The 18,924-nt window shown below is 70.2% G+C and carries 19 protein-coding genes and 6 pseudogenes; 19 read left to right on the forward strand and 6 right to left on the reverse strand.

Annotated elements, in window-relative coordinates; translation table 11 throughout:
* Positions 1–38: 38 nt before the first annotated feature.
* Genes KUM49_RS19100 through KUM49_RS19115 form a run of 4 tightly spaced genes read left to right on the forward strand, consistent with a single transcriptional unit; the run spans position 39 to position 4,801 of the window.
* Positions 39–1,124, forward strand: coding sequence for a BMP family ABC transporter substrate-binding protein (locus KUM49_RS19100; protein WP_217238062.1), 1,086 nt, complete (start codon positions 39–41; stop codon positions 1,122–1,124).
* Between the two features lie 34 nt (positions 1,125–1,158).
* Positions 1,159–2,715, forward strand: coding sequence for an ABC transporter ATP-binding protein (locus KUM49_RS19105; RefSeq protein WP_217238063.1), 1,557 nt, complete (start codon positions 1,159–1,161; stop codon positions 2,713–2,715).
* On the forward strand, positions 2,712–3,890 hold the full coding sequence (locus tag KUM49_RS19110) for an ABC transporter permease (protein ID WP_217238064.1): 1,179 nt from the start codon (positions 2,712–2,714) through the stop codon (positions 3,888–3,890). Before KUM49_RS19105 ends, KUM49_RS19110 begins: the two co-directional genes overlap by 4 nt.
* Positions 3,887–4,801, forward strand: a complete 915-nt coding sequence (locus tag KUM49_RS19115; RefSeq protein WP_308406660.1) for an ABC transporter permease — start codon at positions 3,887–3,889, stop codon at positions 4,799–4,801. The genes KUM49_RS19110 and KUM49_RS19115 overlap by 4 nt, the downstream gene beginning before the upstream one ends.
* An 80-nt stretch (positions 4,802–4,881) precedes the next feature.
* On the opposite strand, the gene KUM49_RS19120 is transcribed toward KUM49_RS19115, so the two are convergent.
* Positions 4,882–5,916, reverse strand: a complete 1,035-nt coding sequence (locus tag KUM49_RS19120) for an aldo/keto reductase (protein WP_217238065.1) — start codon at positions 5,914–5,916, stop codon at positions 4,882–4,884.
* Positions 5,917–6,103: 187 nt separating this feature from the next.
* On the opposite strand from KUM49_RS19120, the gene KUM49_RS19125 reads away from it, so the two are divergent.
* The 8 genes and pseudogenes from KUM49_RS19125 to KUM49_RS19160 form a co-directional block, all read left to right on the forward strand.
* On the forward strand, positions 6,104–6,556 hold the full coding sequence (locus KUM49_RS19125; RefSeq protein ID WP_217238066.1) for a VOC family protein: 453 nt from the start codon (positions 6,104–6,106) through the stop codon (positions 6,554–6,556).
* The gene (locus tag KUM49_RS19130) at positions 6,541–6,936 is read left to right on the forward strand and encodes a nuclear transport factor 2 family protein (protein WP_217238067.1); all 396 of its coding nucleotides are present in this window, start codon (positions 6,541–6,543) and stop codon (positions 6,934–6,936) included. The genes KUM49_RS19125 and KUM49_RS19130 overlap by 16 nt, the downstream gene beginning before the upstream one ends.
* Before the next feature lie 164 nt (positions 6,937–7,100).
* Positions 7,101–7,955, forward strand: a complete 855-nt coding sequence (locus KUM49_RS19135) for a fumarylacetoacetate hydrolase family protein (protein ID WP_217238068.1) — start codon at positions 7,101–7,103, stop codon at positions 7,953–7,955.
* Between the two features lie 27 nt (positions 7,956–7,982).
* Positions 7,983–9,146 (forward strand): amidohydrolase family protein, encoded by a 1,164-nt coding sequence (locus tag KUM49_RS19140; protein WP_217238069.1) that lies wholly within the window; start codon positions 7,983–7,985, stop codon positions 9,144–9,146.
* A gap of 28 nt (positions 9,147–9,174) precedes the next feature.
* Positions 9,175–9,948: an HpcH/HpaI aldolase/citrate lyase family protein gene (locus tag KUM49_RS19145; RefSeq protein WP_217238070.1), complete on the forward strand. Its 774-nt coding sequence runs from the start codon at positions 9,175–9,177 to the stop codon at positions 9,946–9,948.
* On the forward strand, positions 9,945–10,301 hold the full coding sequence (locus KUM49_RS48385) for a cupin domain-containing protein (RefSeq protein ID WP_217238071.1): 357 nt from the start codon (positions 9,945–9,947) through the stop codon (positions 10,299–10,301). Before KUM49_RS19145 ends, KUM49_RS48385 begins: the two co-directional genes overlap by 4 nt.
* Before the next feature lie 219 nt (positions 10,302–10,520).
* Positions 10,521–10,756, forward strand: a pseudogene (locus tag KUM49_RS50225) (PfkB family carbohydrate kinase); the annotation flags it as partial.
* 237 nt (positions 10,757–10,993) lie between these two features.
* Positions 10,994–11,151, forward strand: a pseudogene (locus KUM49_RS19160) ((2Fe-2S)-binding protein); the annotation flags it as partial.
* Between the two features lie 153 nt (positions 11,152–11,304).
* Here the strand turns inward: KUM49_RS19160 and KUM49_RS19165 are convergent.
* Positions 11,305–11,589: pseudogene (locus tag KUM49_RS19165) on the reverse strand (3-isopropylmalate dehydratase small subunit); the annotation flags it as partial.
* On the opposite strand from KUM49_RS19165, the gene KUM49_RS19170 reads away from it, so the two are divergent.
* Both KUM49_RS19170 and KUM49_RS19175 read left to right on the forward strand, forming a co-directional pair.
* Complete coding sequence (locus tag KUM49_RS19170) at positions 11,570–11,848, forward strand: nuclear transport factor 2 family protein (RefSeq protein ID WP_217238073.1); 279 nt, start codon at positions 11,570–11,572, stop codon at positions 11,846–11,848. The pseudogene KUM49_RS19165 and the gene KUM49_RS19170 sit on opposite strands and share 20 nt — an antisense overlap.
* A 58-nt stretch (positions 11,849–11,906) precedes the next feature.
* Positions 11,907–12,545, forward strand: a complete 639-nt coding sequence (locus KUM49_RS19175; protein ID WP_217238074.1) for a LysE family translocator — start codon at positions 11,907–11,909, stop codon at positions 12,543–12,545.
* Between the two features lie 196 nt (positions 12,546–12,741).
* On the opposite strand, the pseudogene KUM49_RS50715 reads toward KUM49_RS19175, so the two are convergent.
* Positions 12,742–13,360: pseudogene (locus KUM49_RS50715) on the reverse strand (transposase); the annotation flags it as partial.
* 53 nt (positions 13,361–13,413) lie between these two features.
* Between KUM49_RS50715 and KUM49_RS48395 the strand changes: the two are divergent.
* The 3 genes and pseudogenes from KUM49_RS48395 to KUM49_RS49805 all read left to right on the forward strand — a co-directional run.
* A pseudogene (locus KUM49_RS48395) lies at positions 13,414–13,704 on the forward strand (FAD binding domain-containing protein); the annotation flags it as partial.
* Between the two features lie 14 nt (positions 13,705–13,718).
* A pseudogene (locus KUM49_RS48400) lies at positions 13,719–14,098 on the forward strand (xanthine dehydrogenase family protein molybdopterin-binding subunit); the annotation flags it as partial.
* Complete coding sequence (locus KUM49_RS49805) at positions 14,091–14,225, forward strand: hypothetical protein (protein WP_302185444.1); 135 nt, start codon at positions 14,091–14,093, stop codon at positions 14,223–14,225. The pseudogene KUM49_RS48400 and the gene KUM49_RS49805, both read left to right, overlap by 8 nt.
* A 325-nt stretch (positions 14,226–14,550) precedes the next feature.
* Here the strand turns inward: KUM49_RS49805 and KUM49_RS19190 are convergent, their stop codons facing one another.
* From KUM49_RS19190 to fdxA, 3 genes are all read right to left on the reverse strand, one after another.
* Entirely contained in the window at positions 14,551–15,348 is a 798-nt protein-coding gene (locus KUM49_RS19190; RefSeq protein ID WP_217238075.1) for an IclR family transcriptional regulator, read from the reverse strand.
* 171 nt (positions 15,349–15,519) lie between these two features.
* Positions 15,520–16,521, reverse strand: a complete 1,002-nt coding sequence (locus KUM49_RS19195) for an NAD(P)/FAD-dependent oxidoreductase (RefSeq protein WP_217238076.1) — start codon at positions 16,519–16,521, stop codon at positions 15,520–15,522.
* Positions 16,518–16,850 carry a ferredoxin gene (gene fdxA / locus KUM49_RS19200; RefSeq protein WP_374200174.1) on the reverse strand — a complete coding sequence of 111 codons (333 nt, stop codon included), beginning with the start codon at positions 16,848–16,850 and terminating at the stop codon, positions 16,518–16,520. The genes KUM49_RS19195 and fdxA overlap by 4 nt, the downstream gene beginning before the upstream one ends.
* Positions 16,851–17,070: 220 nt before the next feature.
* Here fdxA and KUM49_RS19205 point away from each other — a divergent pair, with 220 nt between their 5' ends.
* Both KUM49_RS19205 and KUM49_RS19210 read left to right on the forward strand, forming a co-directional pair.
* Positions 17,071–18,390, forward strand: coding sequence for an aromatic ring-hydroxylating dioxygenase subunit alpha (locus tag KUM49_RS19205; protein ID WP_217238077.1), 1,320 nt, complete (start codon positions 17,071–17,073; stop codon positions 18,388–18,390).
* Positions 18,387–18,911 (forward strand): aromatic-ring-hydroxylating dioxygenase subunit beta, encoded by a 525-nt coding sequence (locus KUM49_RS19210; RefSeq protein ID WP_217238078.1) that lies wholly within the window; start codon positions 18,387–18,389, stop codon positions 18,909–18,911. Before KUM49_RS19205 ends, KUM49_RS19210 begins: the two co-directional genes overlap by 4 nt.
* Positions 18,912–18,924 lie beyond the last annotated feature (13 nt).

Below are 18,924 nucleotides of genomic sequence, written 5' to 3' on the forward strand. Positions count from 1 at the left end.
CCTCGACAAGGCGGTGCCATCCAGTGAATGGAACGCACATGACCGCAAGACTTCGGCGTGGGGCCCCGCTCGGCCTCGCCCTCGCCCTCACCGGTGCCCTCGCGCTCTCCGGCTGCGCCAGCAACGAGGCGACGGCAGCCAAGGCGACCCCCGCGGCGAGCGGCACCGGCGGCTCGGGCCTCAACGAGCCCGATGTCAACGGCGACGGCAAGGTCGTCGTCGGTGTCCTCAGCCCCGGTGACATCAACGACCACGGCTACTACGAGAGCTTCGTCGACTCGGCGGACGCCTTCGCAAAGGAAAAGGGCTGGAAGGTCATCAAGCGCGGCAGCGTGCCCGCGAGCGACGCGCTCAGCGCCGCACGCGCGCTGTGTCAGCAGCACGTCGACATGGTCGCGCTCGCCGCGAGTGAGCTCAAGGCCGCCATCCCGGCCTCCGAGGAGCCGGTCTGCGCCAAGACCGCCTGGTACGTGCCGTCGTCGGCGAACATCGACCAGACCCCCCGGATCCTGCTGTCTTCCGACAACCCCAACCAGTCGATGCTCGCCGCCGGCTACGCCGCGGGCCTGAAGATGAAGGCGGCCGGCTACAAGAAGGCCGGGTTCGTCACCGGCATCAAGGCCGACTTCAGTGTCCTGGGAGCCAAGGCCTTCCTGGCCGGCATCCGGGAGGTCGTCCCCAAGGCCACCCTGGTGAGCACCTACACCGGTGACTTCAACGACTCGGCGAAGGCCAAGGAAGCCATCCAGGCCCAGATCAGCCAGGGTGCCAAGGTCATCTACCCCTACCTCGGGGGCGCGACCGACGCCGCGGCGCAGGTGGCGAACGCCAACGGCGTGCTGACCCTCACCCCGGGCACCGACCGGTGCGACTCGACCAGCCCCAAGTTCGACATCTCGGTGATCTTCAGCCCGGGTGACTACTTCCGCGCCGCGCTGGAGGACTTCGCCAAGGACGAGCTGAAGATGGGCACGCCGCGCGTGTGGCAGCTGGGCGTCGACCCCTTCCCGACCGTGAAGATCTGCAAGGGCCAGGGCGACGAGGACCAGCAGCTGGCGGAGTTCATGAAGAAGATCGGCAACAAGGAGATCGACCCGGCGGCCGAGGTCAAGCGCCTCGGCTGACCGTGCCGACCCCGACCCAGGAGATTCACACGCGATGACACCGACGACCTCACCGGCCCGGATTCTCGAGCTGCGTGGCATCACCAAGTCCTACGGATCCGTCACGGCCTGCGACGCCGTGGACCTCACCGTCGACGCCGGCGAGATCCATGGTCTCCTGGGCGAGAACGGGGCGGGCAAGTCCAGTCTCATGAAGGTCCTGCTCGGACTGATCCGGCGCGACGCCGGCACCGTGCTGGTGCGCGGCGAACAGGTCGCGCTGGACAGCCCGCAGGAAGCGGCCGAGCTGGGCATCGGCATGGTGCACCAGCATTTCAGCCTCATCAGCGGGCTCACCGTGTGGGAGAACGTCGCACTCGGCGACACCGGCGCGGTGAACAAGCAGGCCATCTGCGCCGACATCGCCGAGGTCGCCGCCCGGTACGGGCTGCCGGTCGACCCCGAGGCGCGCGTCGACGCGCTCGCGGCGGGCGAGCGGCAGCGCGTCGAGGTGGTCAAGTGCCTGCGGCGCAACCCCCAGATCCTGATCCTGGACGAGCCCACCTCGGTGCTGACCCAGGCCGAGTCGCAGGAGCTGTTCGCCGTGCTCGGCCGGGTGGTGCAGGAGGAGGGACGCGCTGTCATCCTCATCAGCCACAAGCTCGCCGAGATCGTGCAGGCCACCGACCGCGTGACGGTCCTGCGCAAGGGCAGCGTCGCCTTCCGGGCGGTCACCGCCGAGACCACCGCGCCGGAACTGGCCCGCCAGATGGTGGGCCGTGACGTGTCGCTGCACGACGAGGGAGCCGCCCTCGGCCTGCTGCCGGTCACCACGACCCGCACGGGCCGGGGCGGGGCACACGACCGGCCCCCGCCCGTCCTGAGCCTGGCCGGGCTCACCGTCGAGAAAGGCGGGGTGAAGGTTCTCCAAGGAGTCGACCTGACCGTGGGCGCGGGCGAGATATGCGCCCTCTACGGCGTCGAGGGCAGCGGCCAGGCGACGCTCGGCGAAGTCCTCGCCGGGCTGCTCCTGCCGACCGCCGGCACCATCGAGGTCGCCGGCCGCAGGGTCGACGTGAGCCGGCCCGGCGCGCTCGGAAAGGCAGGTCTCGGCATCGTGCCGGAGGACCGGCACCAGAGCGGCGTCGTCCTGGACATGAGCGTCACCGAAAACCTGACGATGAAATCGCTCGACAAACTCAGCGGCCGGTTCCTGCTGCGCCGGCGCGCGATGCTCACCGAAGCCCGCCGCCTCGCGGACGAGTTCAACATCATCGCGCCCTCGCTCGACGCGCCGGTGCGCAGCCTCTCCGGAGGCAACCAGCAGCGCGTCGTGCTCGCCCGGGAACTGTCCGGTCACACCAGCGTCCTGGTGGCCGCGCAACCCACCCACGGGCTGGACGTCGGCGCCATCGAGGACATGTACGCCCGGCTGCGCCAGGCGGCCGCAGACGGCGTCGGAGTGCTGCTCATCTCCACCGAACTCGAGGAAGTCATGGCCCTTGCAACCTGGATCGCGGTGATCTCGTCCGGGCGGATCACCGGAGCACTGCCCGTCTCGGAGGCGACCCCCGAGCGACTGGGCATGATGGTCGGCGGTGAGGCCGCATGAGTGCCGCCTCACTGACGAACGGGGACGATCTCGCCCGGCGCTTCCTCGCCCGGCTTCGCCCCGGGCGCGACGGCTGGCTGACGGCGGGCCTGACCGCCGTACTGGTCGCCGTCGCCGCGGGCGCCTCCGCGCTGCTGCTCGTGCTGACCGGCGGCTCGCCGACCGCTTCGGCGGACGCGATATGGACCGGAAGTCTGGCCGACGCCACGGGATGGACGACGACGCTGCTCAACACGGCGCCGTTGCTGCTGGTCGCGGTCGGTGCGTGCATCTGCGCGGCGGCCGGCACGTTCAACATCGGCCAGGAGGGGCAGGTCCTCGTCGGCGGCCTGATCGGAGCCTGGGTCGGGCTGCGGCTGGCCCTGCCCGGCCCGATGCTGGTCGTCGTGGTGCTGATCGCCGCGGCCGTCGGCGGTGGCGCCTGGGCCGCGCTCAGCGCGCTGATGCTCCGCCTGCGCGGCGTCAACGTCCCGGTGAGCACCCTGCTGATGACGTTCCTCGCCATCCAGCTCGTCACCTTCGCGGTCAGCACGCCGTGGCTGCAGGAGAGCGCCCAGGGCTCCTCGGGCATCGCCGACGCGGCGTCCAACCAACTGCCGGCCAATGCCCAGCTCGGCGGCTTCGGGCAGTACCCGTCGGTGCAGTGGAACATCGGCCTGCTCATCGCGCTGGCCGCCGCTGCCGCTGTCGCCGTGGTCCTCACCCGCAGTCGCTGGGGCTTCCGGGTGCGCATGCTCGGCCTGAATCCGCTGACGGCCAAGCACACCGGTGTGCGGGTGGCCGCGCTGGGCGGTTTCACCCTGGCACTGTCCGGCGCCTTCGCCGGGCTGGCGGGCGGGCTGCTGCTGGTGAGCCCGGTCGGCACCAACCGGCTGCAGGCCGGGCTCTCGGACAACTTCGGCTGGGACGGCCTGCTCGTCGCGCTCGTCGCACGCAACCGGCCCCTGGTCGCGATCCCGGTGTCCTTGGTGTTCGCCGTGCTGCGTGCGGGCGGCGACTTCCTCTCGGCCACGGGTGTGCCGTACTACCTCGTCGATGTCGTCAAAGCACTGCTGGTCCTCGCGTTCGTCGCGCCGCCCGTCCTCATCGATCTCTTCCGCCGGCGTCGCGGTGCCACACCGCAGGCGACGCCCGCCCCGTCCGTAGTCCCGACCAAGGTGAAGGCAGCCGCGTGAGCGTTCTGGACAGCACCACCACCATTCTCGCCAGCGGTGTCCGGCTGACCGTGCCCCTGGCGTTCGCCGCCTGCGGTGAGTACGTGGCCGAGCGCGCCGGCACGATGAACATCTCCGTCGAGGCGATGATGCTCGGCGCCGCGTTCACCTCGATCGCCACCGCGAGCGCGACCGGCAGCGCCACCGCCGGCCTCGTGGCCGGCGTCCTGACGGGCCTCGTCCTCGGCTTCACGCACGGCAACCTCTCCCACCGGGCGCAGATCAACACCTTCGTCGTCGGCCTGGTGCTGAACGCGCTGGTACTCGGGCTGACGAGCTACCTGATCACGACGAACGAGTTCGTCTCGCACCAGGTCCAGGTGTGGTCGATCCCGCTGCTGCAGGACATCCCGCTGATCGGCAAGCCGCTGTTCTCCGAACGCTGGCCCGCCTTCATGCTGTTCGCGCTCGTGCCACTCACCTGGTGGCTGGTGGAGCGCAGCCGCTGGGGCCTGGAACTGCGGGCGGTGGGGGAGAACCCCCAGGCCGCCGACGTCACGGGCATCAAGGTGAACGTGCGGCGCCGCCAGGCTCTGCTGTGGTGCGGCGCACTGGCCGGTCTCGGTGGCGCCTACCTCGCGGTCGGCGAGGTCGGATCGTTCAACCAGAACATGACCGCCGGGCGCGGATACATCGTCATCGCCGCCGTGATCTTCGGGGCGTGGCGGCTCGGCCGGACCATGCTCGGCTGCCTGGTCTTCGGTCTCTCCGACGCGATGCGCCTGGCGCTCCCGGCGCTCGGTGTCACCCTCAACGCCCAACTGCTCGTCGCGGCCCCGTATCTGCTGGCGCTCCTGGCCATGCTCCTGTTCACCACGCAGCACCGGGAGCCCGGCGCGCTCGGCCGGCCCTTCGAGCGCGGGTCGACCTGATGACCGGGACCCGGCGACGGCGGATGCCGGCCCCGCGAAAGCGCGGGGCCGGCATCCGCCGTGGGTGTGCGACATCGCCGTCAGCGGCGTCGCAGGGCCGCGGTCTCCAGCGCCGGCGGCGTGTAGCCGACGTCGACCGGGTTGAGGACGCTGCCCGGCGCGACGAGTGCGTCGATCCGGTCCAGCGCCTCGGCCGACAGCGGCCGGTCCACCGCGGTGAGCTGCGACAGGAGCTGTTCGTGGGTGCGCACTCCCATCACGGCCGTGCTGACGCCGGGATGGGCGAGCACGAACCGCAGCGCCAGCTCGACGAGCGTGCAGCCCTCCTCGGCGGCCAGGCGCACGAGTTCCTCGATGACGGCGAGCTTGCGCGTGCGCATCTGCTCGTCGGCGAAGTCGAAGTGCTCGCTGTTCCTCAGCGCGCGCGAGTCGCCCGCCGGTTCGGCGTCGGCACGGTACTTGCCCGTCAGCCAGCCGCCGTTGAGGGGGCTCCAGACCATGACGCCCATGCGGTGCCGCTCAGCGGTGGGCAGGGCCGCGGCCTCGGCGTGCCGGGCCAGGATCGAGTACGACAGCTGCTCCACGGTGAACCGCTCGCGGCCACCGCGCCGCGCCGCCCACTGGGCCTCCACGATCTCCTCGGCCGGGAAGCTCGACGAGCCGATCGCCCGTACCTTGCCCGACCGCACCAGGTCGCTGAGCGCACCGAGGGTCTCGTCGACGTCGGTGTGGGGGTCCGGCCGGTGGACGAGGTACACGTCCAGGTGGTCCGTCCCGAGCCGGCGCAGGCTGTCCTCCACGGCACGTGTGATCCACAGCCGGGAGGTGCCGCCCCGGTTGCGCTCCAGGGGGCCCGCGGGCATCCGGCTCGCGACCTTCGACACCAGGACGACGTCGTCGCGCCGGCCCTTCAGCGCCCGGCCGATGATCTCCTCCGACTCGCCGAAGGCGTACACGTCAGCGGTGTCGATGACGTTGACCCCGGCGTCCAGTGCCGTCGCCACCATGCGGTGGCACTCCGCCTCGTCGGTGTTGCCCCACGCGCCGAACATCATCGACCCGAGGCACAGCTGACTCACCTCGATGCCCGTCCCACCCAGAATCCGGTAGTGCACGCTTGCCCTCGTCTCCCAGCCGACGCACTGTCGCTGTCCTTTCGCAGGCTCGCACAGCGGCAGGTCGCAAACCGATGTCGCGCGGGGCCAGCATCCCTGGCCTGCGTGTTGTGTCCGCAGCACATCGACCAGCGGGTGCGCCGCACCTAGGCTCGAAGAAATCCGAACCACTCACCATGGAGGTACCGTGGCCACCGGCCTCACCTCGGCACGCTGGACTCACGTCGCGCTGCCGACCGGCGATCTCGACAAGGCGATCGCTTTCTACACCGCACTGACTCCGCTGGTCGTGGTCGAGCGGTTCAAGGACGCCGACGGCGAGAGCGTCTGGCTCTCCAACGACCAGCAGGCCGAGACGCCGTTCGTGCTCGTCCTGGTGTCGTTCAACAAGGACAAGGGCAACCCGCAGGGCCTGTTGCACCCGTTCGCGCACATCGGCATCGAGGTGCCGGCGCGGGAGGACGTCGACGCGCTCGCGGACCGGGCCCGCGAGCTGGGCTGCCTGCACTGGGAGCCGATGCAGATGCCCGATCCCATCGGCTACATCTGCGCTCTGAAGGACCCCGACGGCAACGTCGTCGAGATCTCCCACGACCAGCGGGTGTTCGACTCGGTCCGCAAGAAGTGGGGTTCGTCCTGAAGGACACCCGCACCGCCGTCGAGGCCTACCTCGCGGCGCTGAACGCGCACGACGCCGACGCCGTGGCCGCCTGCGTGGCCGAGGACTTCGTCAACGAGCACACGTCGTCGATGGGGCAGAGCCGCAGGGGCCGCGCCGAGTACCGCGCCGCGCTGACCGGGTTCCTCGAGAACTTCAAAGACCTGCACTACGCGCCCGAGAGCTTCCTCGTCGACGGCGGGTCGGCCGCGGTGCCGTACGTCCTGACGTTCCTGATGCGTTCGGCGGACGACCGCCCCGTACGCGTGCGGGGGGTCTTCGTGTTCACCGTCGCCGGCGGGCTCATCACGCGGCGCACGGACTACTGGGACAGCGCAGAGGTGCAGCGGCAGCTCGTCTGACGCCCCGACCGCAGCCCGGAACCAGCTTCCTGACACCCCGTCCGCCTCTCGTGCGGACGGGGTGCCGGTGTGTCCGCCACCGGGCCCTGCGTATCGCTCTGCATGATGCCGTCTCGCATTGCTTGACAGAACGCCGTCTCGCATTGAAAGATGCCGTCATGCAAGTGGTGACGACACAGTCCGGCCTGGGCCGGATCGAGGACGGGGCCATCGCCCTGTTGGACACGGCTTTTCCGTATATCGGCGCGGTCCTCGAACAGGACGGCTCGCTGCAGGGCCTGGCGTCCTGCGCGGTGCGCCGGCGGATCCCGCTCGACCAGGCCACGCTCGTGGCGCCGCTGGGCCGCCCCCGCGCGGTATGGGGCGTCGGGCTCAACTACATGTCGAAGGCGGCCCGGGCCGGCCGGGGACTGCCCGAGCAGCCGATCCTGTACCTGGCCGCGTCGTCCGCCGTCCTGGCACCCGGCGCCCAGGTGGTGATCCCCCGCGCCGCGACCGAACCCGACTACGAGGGGGAGATCGCGGTCGTCGTCGGACGCCGGCTGTACCAGGCGTCCGAGTCGCAGGTCTGGCCCGCGATCGCCGGCATCACGGCGGCCAACGACATGACGGCGCGAGATGTCATGCGCTCCACCGCTACGCCCGCCCTCGCCAAGAGCTACCCGGGATTCACACCGCTCGGTCCGTCGCTGCGCACTACCGACGACCTCGCCGACCGCGACGCGATCCGTGTACGGAGCTGGGTCAACGGCGAACTCATGCAGGACGACACGAGCGCCGGGATGATCTTCCCGGTCGCCGACCTGCTCAGCCGGCTGTCGTGGTTCGCCGCCCTCGAACCCGGCGACGTCGTCCTCACCGGAACCCCGGCCGGCACCGGCCAGGACCGCGGATGCTTCCTCGCCGACGGCGACGAGGTACGGGTCGAGGTGGACGGCGTACTGCCCCTTGTCACCCCCATCGTGCGTCCCGCGGACGCCACACCGCACGACCACCGGCTGACCGAACCGGTCAGCTGACCGCCCCTCACACTGGAGCACACACCGATGCCCATCTCCTCCCCGTCGTCCTACGACCTCGTCCTGGCCGGCGGCACCGTCATCGATCCGGCGTCGGGCACCAACGCCCGGCTCGACGTGGCGGTCACCGGTGACCGCATCGCCGCGATCGGGGAAGGGCTGGCGGCGGGCGCGGCCCGCACGATCGACGTCACCGGCTCCACCGTGCTGCCGGGCCTCGTCGAGGGCCACACCCACATCTTCCAGTACGTCTCCGCCGTCGGCGCCCCCGCCGAGGAGGCCCACCTGCGGCGCGGCGTCGTCGCCGCGGCGGACGCCGGCACGGCCGGCGCCTCGACGTTCGCGGCCTTCCGCAAGCTGGTCGTCGAGGCGAACCCGCTGCGCATCGTCAACTTCCTCAACGTCTCGGTGCTCGGCCTGATCGACTTCAGGTTCGGCGAGCTGCTCAACCCCGACACCCTGGTCCCCGAGGACGCGCTCGCGACCGCCGAGGCCCACCCCGACATCGTGCGCGGCTTCAAGATCCGGCTGTCCGAGGACGTCGTCGGCGAGAACTGGGAGGCGCTGCTGAAGAAGTCCGTGGCGCTGGCCGAACAGGCGTCCCTCCCGCTGATGGTGCACATCGGCGAGACCGAGGAGCCGGTGCCCGTCGTCCTGGACTACCTGCGCCCCGGCGACATCGTGGCGCACTGCTACACCGGCAAGCCGAACGGCATCCTCGACGGCGACCAGGTGCATCCCGCCGTCATGGCGGCCCGCGAGCGCGGCGTGCTGTTCGACTCCGCCCACGGCAAGAGCAACCTCAGCTTCGAGGTGGCGCGCCGGGCGATCGCCGACGGATTCCTGCCCGACATCCTCAGCTCGGACACCAGCGCCCGCAACTGGCGCGGCCCGGTGTTCGACCTGCTCACCAGCATCTCCAAGCTGGTCGCGCTCGGCGCGCCGCTGGAGGAGTGCATCCGCCGGGCCACCGTCGCCCCCGCACAGCTGCTCGGGCTCGACACCGAAGGCTACGGGCGCCTGGTGGTCGGCGGACGGGCCGACGTCACCGTCGTCGACTGGACCGACGAGGTCACCCTGCCCGACGCCGCGGGCAACACCATCCTCGCGCCGCGCCTGGAGCCGAGCGTCGTGCTGCACAAGGGCGCCGAGGTCGACGTCGTGCCGTGGCGCGGTCTGCCGTCGGCATGAGACGCCCGACCGCCCCGGGAAGGATGCGATGAGCGTCGGTGAGGTCCACCTGCTGCGGCGCCGGCTGCGCGCGGCCCTGACGGCGGGGCGACCCGCCGTCGGCACGTTCGTCAAGCTGGCCCCGCCCGACGTGGTGGAACTGGCCGAGGCGGCCGGGTTCGTGTTCGTGGTCGTCGACCTCGAACACTCCACCCTCACCGAGCAGAACGCCGTCGACCTGGTGCGCCACGCGCACGCCTGCGGCCTGCCGGCCCTGGTCCGGGTGCCCGAGGTGGACGCCCCCGCCGTCAACCGGCTGCTGGAGGCCGGGGCGGCGGGGATCCAGCTGTCCATGCTCACCCGCGTCGCCCAGGCCGAGGCGCTCGTGGGGGCGACCCGGTTCGCGCCCACCGGCCGCCGCTCGGTCAGCCTGGCCAACCGGGCCGCCCGCTTCGGTGCGCTCCCGCTGCCCGCCTTCCTGAGTGCAGAGCAGGACGACCCGCCGGTGCTGGTCGGCCAGATCGAGACGGCACGGACCGATCCTCTGCCGGATCTGCTCGCCCCTCTCGACGTGTGCTTCGTCGGCAGCACCGACCTCGCGGTCGACCTGGGCCTGCCGGCGGACCCCGCGGTGCTGCGCGCCGCGGTGGACCGGGTGCGCGAGGCCGCCCGCTCGGCGGCCGTGGCGTTCGGCGGCTGGGTGCCGGTCCGGGGCGCCGCGGCGAACCTGGGCCTGAGTGACGCCGACTACCTGGTCGTCGGCTCGGACCTGCAGATGTTGGCGACCGCCCTGCGCGCGGCCGCCGGAGAGGAAAACCAGTGACCACACGCAACGCGGCGCTGTTCAGCACCGTCCTCAACTGGGACGAGCTGCCGGTGACCCAGGTGCGGCCGGGGGTCCGCCGCCGCGTCTACGCGACGGACGAGATGATGATCTGCCACCACGAACTCGACGTCGGCATGACGCTCAACCCGCACCGGCACGAGGAGTTCGACCAGCTGGTCCACATCGCCGAGGGGCGGGCCAACTACTACGTGGACGGTGTCGCGCACGACATGCGTGCGGGGTCGTTCCTGCTGGTCCCCCGAGGCAGCGAGCACTACGTGGAGCCGACCGAGGCCCCCTGCGTGAACATCGACTTCTTCGTCCCGCCGCGGGCCGACCTGCTTCCCTGACCGAAGGGCCGGCTTGCCGCCGCACTGAACTCGGCGGCCGGCAGCACCCGCTGCTCCACCGGCATCGGCGTGCGGTTCGGATTCCGCAGCGGACGGGACGACCGGCGCACGCCGCCGGCTGGACCGACCGCGAGGCGGTGGCGGAGTTCGCCGCGCCGCCGCGGGGATTTCCCGACCCGCTCACCCATGCCCGAGTCACCTGGCGGGGGGCCTGCACCCATGACCTGCGTCCTCGTGCTCGGGAGCACGGACATGGACCTCGTCGCGCACGTCGACAAGCCTCGCGGCGCGAGACCGTCATCGGACGCGGGTTCCGTCCGGTCCCCGGCGGCCAGGGTGCCAACCAGGCGGTGGCCGCGGCCCGCGTGGGCGGCACGGCGTCGATGATCGGAGTGGTGGGCGCCGACGTCTTCGGCACCCGGTTGCGGGCCGCACGTGACCGTCGTGGACTCGACCGGCGCAGATGACACGTTCGTGGGCACGCTTCCTCGGCGCCCTGTGAGGGTGGGCCGATGCCGGACGCACTCACCCTGACGTCGGGCGCTGGCCACGCTCTCGGTCCAGCGGCCGGAGGCCGCGGCCGCCAAGCCGTGCCGCACCGAGAGCGACGAATTCGGCCACCTGACACGCCTCCTGACCTTCCGTCGGCCAGATCGCCCCCGGCACTCCGGAACCATGAAAGAAGGCCGATCATGGCCCCATCGACGACCAGCGCCGTCACCCTGGACATCAACGGCGACAGGTACGCACTGGGCGCCACCACTGCACCACCGTGCCCGACGTCGTGCGTGAGCGTCTCGACCTGACGGGCACCAGGAAGGGCTGCGACCAGGGACAGTGCGGTGCCTGCTTGGGATGAGGCGACTCGGCCCAGGGCAGGTGTTCGGTGGGAGGGGCTGCTCACTGCCGCACCTTGGGTCCGACATGGGCGCTATAAGCCGACAGACCCGGGCCGGGAGTGCCGCCCGGGCGGTCGGCCTATGCCTTACTCAGGCTCCCGAAATCAGTGCTGGAAGCTGATGGTCCTCGGCTTGTACGACGGGCGCTTGGCCTCGTACGCGGCGATGTGGGGCTCGTTCTGCAGGGTGATGGAGATGTCGTCCAGCCCGTTCAGCAGCCGCCAACGGGCGTTCTCGTCGAGTTCGAAGGCAGCGGTGATGCCCTCTGCGCGCACCTCACGAGCCTCAAGGTCCACAGTGACCTCAGCAGTGGCGTCCTTCTCCGTGAGCTCCTGCAGCGCGTTCACGATCTTCTCCTCCAGAACCACCGTGAGCAGGCCGTTCTGCATCTACGACCGTCCCGGATACGACTCCCTGCGCGGCCTGCATCAGATCGAGCATTTCTACCGCACCGAACGCATTGTTGCCTCCGGAACACATCAGGTACATCGCATCGTCAGCGACCTCGACTCAGCCGCCTGCTGGGGCCGGTTCACGGGCAATAGCAGAACTGGCGCACCTCTCGACGAGCAGTTCGCGGATACCTACACGGTTCGCGACGGCAGGATCATCGGCCGACGGACCTACTTCTACCGAGCGGCGATCTGATGGCCACCGGGCTAGAGACGCATGAGACTGCAGACTTCCCCGTGCTGGCGAGGCTGTGATGGTGACTGCCGACCGATTAACAGCCTCCGCGGCTATGTCACTGGTGTTGATCATAATCCCCGGACCCAGTGTGCTGTTCGTCGTGGGGCGGGCGCTGGCGCAAGGACGCCGCGCCGCTCTGACCACTGTGCTGGGGAACACTCTCGGAGCCTACGTGCTCATCGTGGCCGTGGCTCTGGGGGTCGGGGCGGTTGTGGAACGCTCGGCTCTCGTCTTCACGATGCTTAAACTGGCGGGCGCCGCTTACCTGGTGTGGCTCGGCGTCAAGGCGTGGCGCGAACGCAGTTCCCTGCCGACTGCCTTTGCCGAGGGCGGGCACACATACGGAGGTCTGCGCACCCTGTGGGAAGGGTTTGGGGTTGGTGTGACCAACCCCAAGAGCATCGTGTTCTTCGCCGCCGTGTTGCCACAGTTCGTTGACCGCGGTCAGGGAAATGCGGCGGTTCAAATGCTTGTGCTCGGTCTTATCTTCAACGCCATAGCGCTCGTCTTCGACGGCTGTTGGGGTCCGGCCGCAGCCACCGCACGAGACTGGTTCGCCCGGTCGCCGCAACGACTGTCAAAGGTGGGCGGCATCGGTGGGCTCATGTTGATAGGCCTCGGCATCACCATCGCCGCGACCGGACGTAAGGACTGATGGAGTTGCGAGGAGGGGTCCGGGCATCAACGGCCACGCCGACCTTGTGGCGTCGCAGACGTTTAGCCGCATCCGCCGGCGACCCTGTCCACGGAAACCCGCGCCGCCCTTGAGGGAGCAGACAGGCGGCCGCAGCACCTGCAGTCCGGGCGAGGGTGACGGTGCGCCGACGTACTGAAGGCGGCCTTCGGTGTCGTGCCTGTTTGTCGTAGCGAGTGGCCACGGCCCTGGCCTGTTTGAGTCTGTCGATCGCCCGCTCGAGGTGTTGCGCTTCTTGAACCGCTCGTCGTCGAAGCCGGGTGGCCGTCCGCCGCGTGAGCCCTTGCGTCGGCGGGCGGCCTGGCTGTCGGTCTTTTCCGGGATGGTGTGCCGGATGCCCCTGCGGCGCAGGTACTGGCGGCACGGGCCGTTGCTGCAGGCCCTGTCCGGGGTGAGGCTGTCGGGCTTGGTGCGGGGCCTGCCCGGTCCGATACGAGGAAACGCGGCAGTCCGCCCGCTGCCCGCCGGTGACGAGCAGGGGCAGCGGCCGACAGCACCCGTCAGCGCTTCGCCGGCGGCGTCGGCCGCGGCTTGCACCGTTGCAGTAGGCGCTCCCAGGTGCCGTCGGCCGACCACAGCCGGTGGCGTTCCTAGACCGTCTTCCACGGTCCGAACCGCTCGGGCAGATCCCGCCACTGCACCCCAATCCGCACCCGGTGCAGGATCCCGTCGATCCCCTGCCGGTGATCCCGCCACCGGCCACAACGCCCGTTGCTGACCGGCAGGAACTGCCGCAGCCGTTCGCACTCGGCATCCGACAAGTCACCCCGCCTCATGCCTGACACAACGAGCCATCAGTCAGACAGTCACATGATCGGGCGGGCAGGTCCTAGCCGACATCCGCACGTTGCCCCTCGACCGAGTCGAGTCGAGTCGACCGAAGAGGGTGCCTGCGCATCGGCGCGACCGTGACCAACGGCAACCTCGCCGCGCACCCCGAAGTCCGCTGCGGTTACCCGACGTTGACGCAGGCGGTGCTGGCCGGCGCCTCGGGGCAGTTGCGCCACATGGCCACCGTCGGCGGAAACCCAACCCTGCAACAAACGCGCCCCCGGCAGCGGTTGTCCCCGCATTTGCCGGCGAGCAGAACGACCACGCCGTCCTCGGCGCCTCCGGCCACCGCGGGGCCACACTTCTTTCCGGACGCAGTTGGCCGAGGTCGCGGTCGACGTTAACGCGGACGAGGTGCGCGTGCGGCGCATGCTCGGTGTCTTCGCCGCGGGCCGGATCGTCACGAGGAGGCGGTCCGGGACCGGCCCACGGGCGGCCTGGTCGGTGCCGACCTGGCGGGCCACCACTTCGCGGCCCACGTCGACGTCCCGCTCATCGAGGTCGACTGGGTGGACGACCCCGACCCGGACGACCTGGTCGGCATCAAGGGCATCGGCGAGATCGGCATCGTGGGTGCGGTGGCGGCGATCGCCAACGCGGCGTGGCACGCGACCGGCGTCCGCCACCGTCACCTGCCCATCCGGCCGGACCGCGTGATCCTCGCCGGAGCCAAGGATGCTTGACCTCGCCGAGGAACCGAGCCGCCGGCCGCAGGAGGGACGGGACGTCGCCGTCGCCACCGTCGGCGGCAGCACCCGCGCCCTCCTGACGCCGCCGTCGACGGCGGGGAGGGCACGGTCATCCCGCTGACCGACTCGGGCAGGCCCACCCACCACGAAGCGGGAACCAAGGGCACCGGGTAAGCAACCGCCATCGACACCCTGAAGCGGCTCGACGCGGATGCGGTCCCCGCGGGTCAGCTCCGCAACGCACTCCAGGACGCCGTGCTCCCAAGCCGGTCAGGCACTCCTCGGCATCGGCGCGAGCCGTCGAAGACCTCCGGTGGTGGATGCCGGACACATCCACTCCGTCCCGGAGGTCTCCCATGATCTGTCACGCCGTCAGCGACGTGCGGGTCACGACAGCAGGCCCACCGCCCTCGGCGGTGAGCCTGTGCACCACCCCGGCAAGCGGGTCAGTCGCCGTTGGGTGCGCTGTCCGAGGTGCCCAGCCGCTGCGACAGCGCGCGGGCGGTCTCCAGCAGGGCCTGGGCCATCGGCGACTGGACGTCGTCGGAGACGGTCGCCGTCGTGCCGACGACCGCGAGTGTCCCGCTGATCTTGTCGCCCTCGAAGATCGGCGCCGCGATGGTGCGGACCCCGTTGACGGCGGGGGAGTTGACCGACAGCCCGTGCTGCCGGATCGCGGCGATCTCGTCGGTGAGCTCGGACGACTTGCGGACCGCGCGCGGCAGCGTCGGTACCTGTTCCGGGGGCAGGAACGTGAGGAAGATCCGTCCCTGTGCCGAGGTCGTGAGGTCGAGACGCGAGCCGACCCGGACGCTGATGCGCACCATGTGGGCTGTGTTGTCCACCGAGCGCACCACGGTCGGTGACTCGCCGTCCCAGACCGACAGCACGATCGTCTCGTCGATGCGCCGCACCAGATCCTCCATGTACGGCTCGGCGGCGGCGACGATCGGCAGGCCGGCCCGGGCGGCCGAAGCGAGGGTGAGTACCTGGGGGCCGAGGGAGTAGAGCGAGGTGCGCTCGTCGTACCGCAGCAGGTTCGCCGCCCGCAGCGCCTTGGTGTAGCGGTGCGCGGTCGCCTTGCTCGCCCCGAGACGCGCGGTGATCTCGTTGAGACTCATGTGCGGCTTGCCGACCGTGAACGAGCCGAGGATCAGCGCCGCACGCTGCACCGTCTGGATGGTCGGCGCGGTCGTGTCGGGACCGCTTCGCTCGCCGGTGCCGGGCTGCGCCTTCGTGGCCATGAAAATCCTGCTCCTGTCCCGCTCAGTAAGAAGGTAAGACGTTGAATGGAACGTCGTATTGGATAGCGTAACGGTGAGAGCCGGGTGAATGTGAGGGAAAAGCAGGAACGGCGTCCCGGCGTCCCCGGACCGGCCGGTCCGGGGACGCCGTGCCCACTCGGTGCGATGACCTCATGCGTCGGAGGAGTGCCCTGGCGTGACGGAGCGTGCCGGGTCGAGCAGGGAGGCGATGTGGTTGACGGCGAGGGCCGCCTCGCCGAAGCCGATCGAGATCAGGCTGACCTTGCCGTCGTGGTCGGCGATGTCACCGGCCGCGAAGACGCGCTGCCGGTTCGTGCGCATCGTGCGGTCGACGAGGATGCGCCGACGGCGCAGCTCCAGCTCCCACTGCTCGATCGGGCCGAGGTCGGCGATGAAACCGAGCGCGGCGACGACGGACTGGGCGGGCAGGGTGATCCGGTCGCCGTCCGAGCCCGCGACCACGACCTCCGACACCGCCCCGTCGCCGGAGATCTTCTCGACCTCGTAGGGAGTCAGGACCCGCACGGAGGATGCGTGCACCTGCTCGACGGTGCGTTCGTGGGCCCGGAACCGCGTACGCCGGTGCACCAGCGTCACTGACGAGGCGATCGGCTCCAGAGACAGCGCCCAGTCCAGTGCGGAGTCCCCACCGCCCACCACCACGACGTCCTGTCCGGCGAGCTCGTTCAACCGCGGCACGAAGTACCGCAGCCCCCGGCCCAGGTAGTCGGAGCCAACGGGGAGCTCGCGGGGGACGAAGTTGCCGATCCCACCGCAGACGAGCACGGCGCCCGCGGTGATCCGCGCGCCGGCGTCGGTGGTGGCGACGATGCCGTCGCCCGCGTCGTCGAGGCGGGTGACTCCGTGGCCGAGCAGGTAGGTGGGGTTCCACCGCCCGGCCTGCTCGGCCAGCCGGTCCACCAGGTCCTGGCCGCGGACCGCGGGGAAGCCGGCCACGTCGTAGACGAGCTTCTCGGGATACAGGGCGGTGATCTGGCCGCCCACCTCGGGCAGGGCGTCGACGACGGCGACGCTCATGCCGCGGAAGCCGGCGTAGTACGCGCCGTACAGTCCCGTCGGGCCGGCGCCGATGACGAGCAGGTCGACGGAGACCTCCTGGCAGGCGCCCGTGGTGGTCTGGAGGCCGCTCACGCTCCCACCTCGGGGTGGTCGTGGCCGACCCGGCCGACCTTGCGTGCGCCGCCGGGTGAGCCGAGGGGTTCGCTGCCGAGGGTGAAGAACTCGGCGTTGATGCGCTGGGACTGCTGGGCCTCGGCCGGCAGGTCCTCGTGGTGGAAGATCGAGATCTGCGGACAGACGGGTTCGCAGCGCCCGCACTCGACGCATTCGTCGGGCTGGATGTAGAGCATCCGGTCGCCCTCGTAGATGCAGTCGGCCGGGCACTCCTCCATGCACGACTTGTCCATGATGTCGAGACATGCCTGGGTGATGACGTACGGCACGGGCTTCTTGCCCTTCACACGGTCGCACAGAATGCGAGATGGTGTCTTCTATTATGGAATGGATGATGACGGCGTCAGGCCGGGGTGTCAACCCTCATCGATTGCTTGACACTGTCGCGTGTGCTAGGAGAAGCTGGTGCGACATACGAGATGGCGTCTCACAGCACGCCACTCGGGTCGGGACTTGTGAGAGGCATACGCCGTAATGGGAAGCAACCCCCGGACCGTCCCAGCGCCGATGATCGTGGAGAACTGGGACCAGCTCACCTTCCGGGTCAACCGCGAGGCCTACCGCAGCGCGGAGATCTTCACTCGGGAACGTGGCTGGGTATGGACACACACCTGGCTCTACCTCGGTCACGAGACCGAGATCCCCAACCCCAACGACTTCAAGGTCCGCACCCTCGGCGGCCGACCGCTGATCTTCTGCCGGGACAGCGCCGGCGAGGTGCACGCGTTCCTGAACTCCTGTCCGCACCGCGGCACCGTGCTGTGCCGCGAGAACGAGGGCTCGGCCAGGCTCTTCCAGTGCTTCTACCACGCCTGGACATTCCGCAACAACGGTGAGCTCGCCGCGATCCCCGACGCCGACGCGTACGAGTCGGGCGACGAGTTCCGGGCGTCCATGGGACTGCGCGGCGTGCCGCGCCTGGAGATCCACGAAGGCTTCGTCTTCGTCGCCTTCGACCCGGACGTTCCGCCCCTGCTCGAGCACCTCGGCGACGCCGCCGACTACATGACGATGATCGAACAGCAGCACGTCGGCGGCATGACCACGCTGCCCGGCACGCAGAAGTACAGCGTGCGGGGCAACTGGAAACTCGCCGTCGAGAACGCGATGGACGGCTACCACTTCGCGCCGACGCACAACACGTTCGTCGGCTACCTGCGCGAGAGCGGCTACGCCGTCACCGACGACAACCAGTACGCCTACAACCTCGGCAACGGTCACGGGCTGCTGGTCCTGACCGGGCACGGCGGACGTATCAGCATGGAGTGGGAACCGCGCTTCGGCGAGGACGAGCGGGTGCGCACCGAGGCCCACCGAGCCGAGATGACCGAGCGACTCGGGGAGAAACGGGCGCACCACGTGGCCGACGAGAGCCACATCCTGTTCGTGTTCCCCAACCTGCTGTTGTTCGACATCGAGGGCCTGTCGATCCGGCAGCTGGAGCCGGTGGCGCCCGACCAGACCGACGTACGCGCCTGGCAGCTGGTCCCGCGCGACGAGGACCCGGCCGCACGCGCCCTGCGCATGAAGACGGTCGTCAGCTTCGTCGGCCCGGGCGGGCTCGCCACGCCGGACGACATCGAGGCGTACGAGGCGGTCCAGCGCGGCATCCAGGCCACGGCGAGCACCGCTTCGCCCGAACTGGACTACAGCGACATGTCGCGCGGCATGGCCGACGAGGTCAAGGGTGTGCAGGGCAGGTCGACCGACGAAGGAGCGATGCGGGGCTTCTGGCGGCACTGGATCGAAGCCGTCGGGCTCGATGACGGCCTCCAGGTCCACGGCGCGCGACCGGCGTCCTTCCTCGAAGGCAGGGACGTGCGATGACCGCGATCACCAACACCCACTCCGTGCAGTGCCACGGACGCACCATCACCCGGCCGGAGGTGGAGGACTTCCTCTACTCCGAGGCGGACATCCTCGACCACTGGGACTACGACGGCTGGCTGGCCCTCTTCGAGCCCGGCGCCCGCTACGAGATCCCGACCACCGACTACCGCCCCGGCTGGTCGCCGCACGAGACCGGATCGTTCGTCGACGACGACTGGGATCTGCTGCGCGCCCGGGTCAAGCGCATGAAGTCCCGCAAGGCGCACGCCGAGAACCCGCACTCGCGCACGCACCGGCTGGTGTCCAACGTGCGGCTGTCCGAGCACACGGAGGACTCCTTCCGGGTGGCGGCGTCCTTCGTGGTGCACCGCGCCCGCGACGGCCACTTCGACGCCTACGTCGGCTGGTACGAGCATGTGCTGGTGCCGACCGACGACGGACTGCGTTTCCGCTTGCGGCGCTCGATCCTGGGCCACGAGTCGCTGGCGGCAGGCGCCCGGCTCAGCTTCATCCTCTAGCCGGCGACGGACG

It is taken from the genome of Streptomyces sp. AC555_RSS877 (assembly GCF_019049245.1).
Taxonomy (GTDB): Bacteria; Actinomycetota; Actinomycetes; order Streptomycetales; family Streptomycetaceae; genus Streptomyces.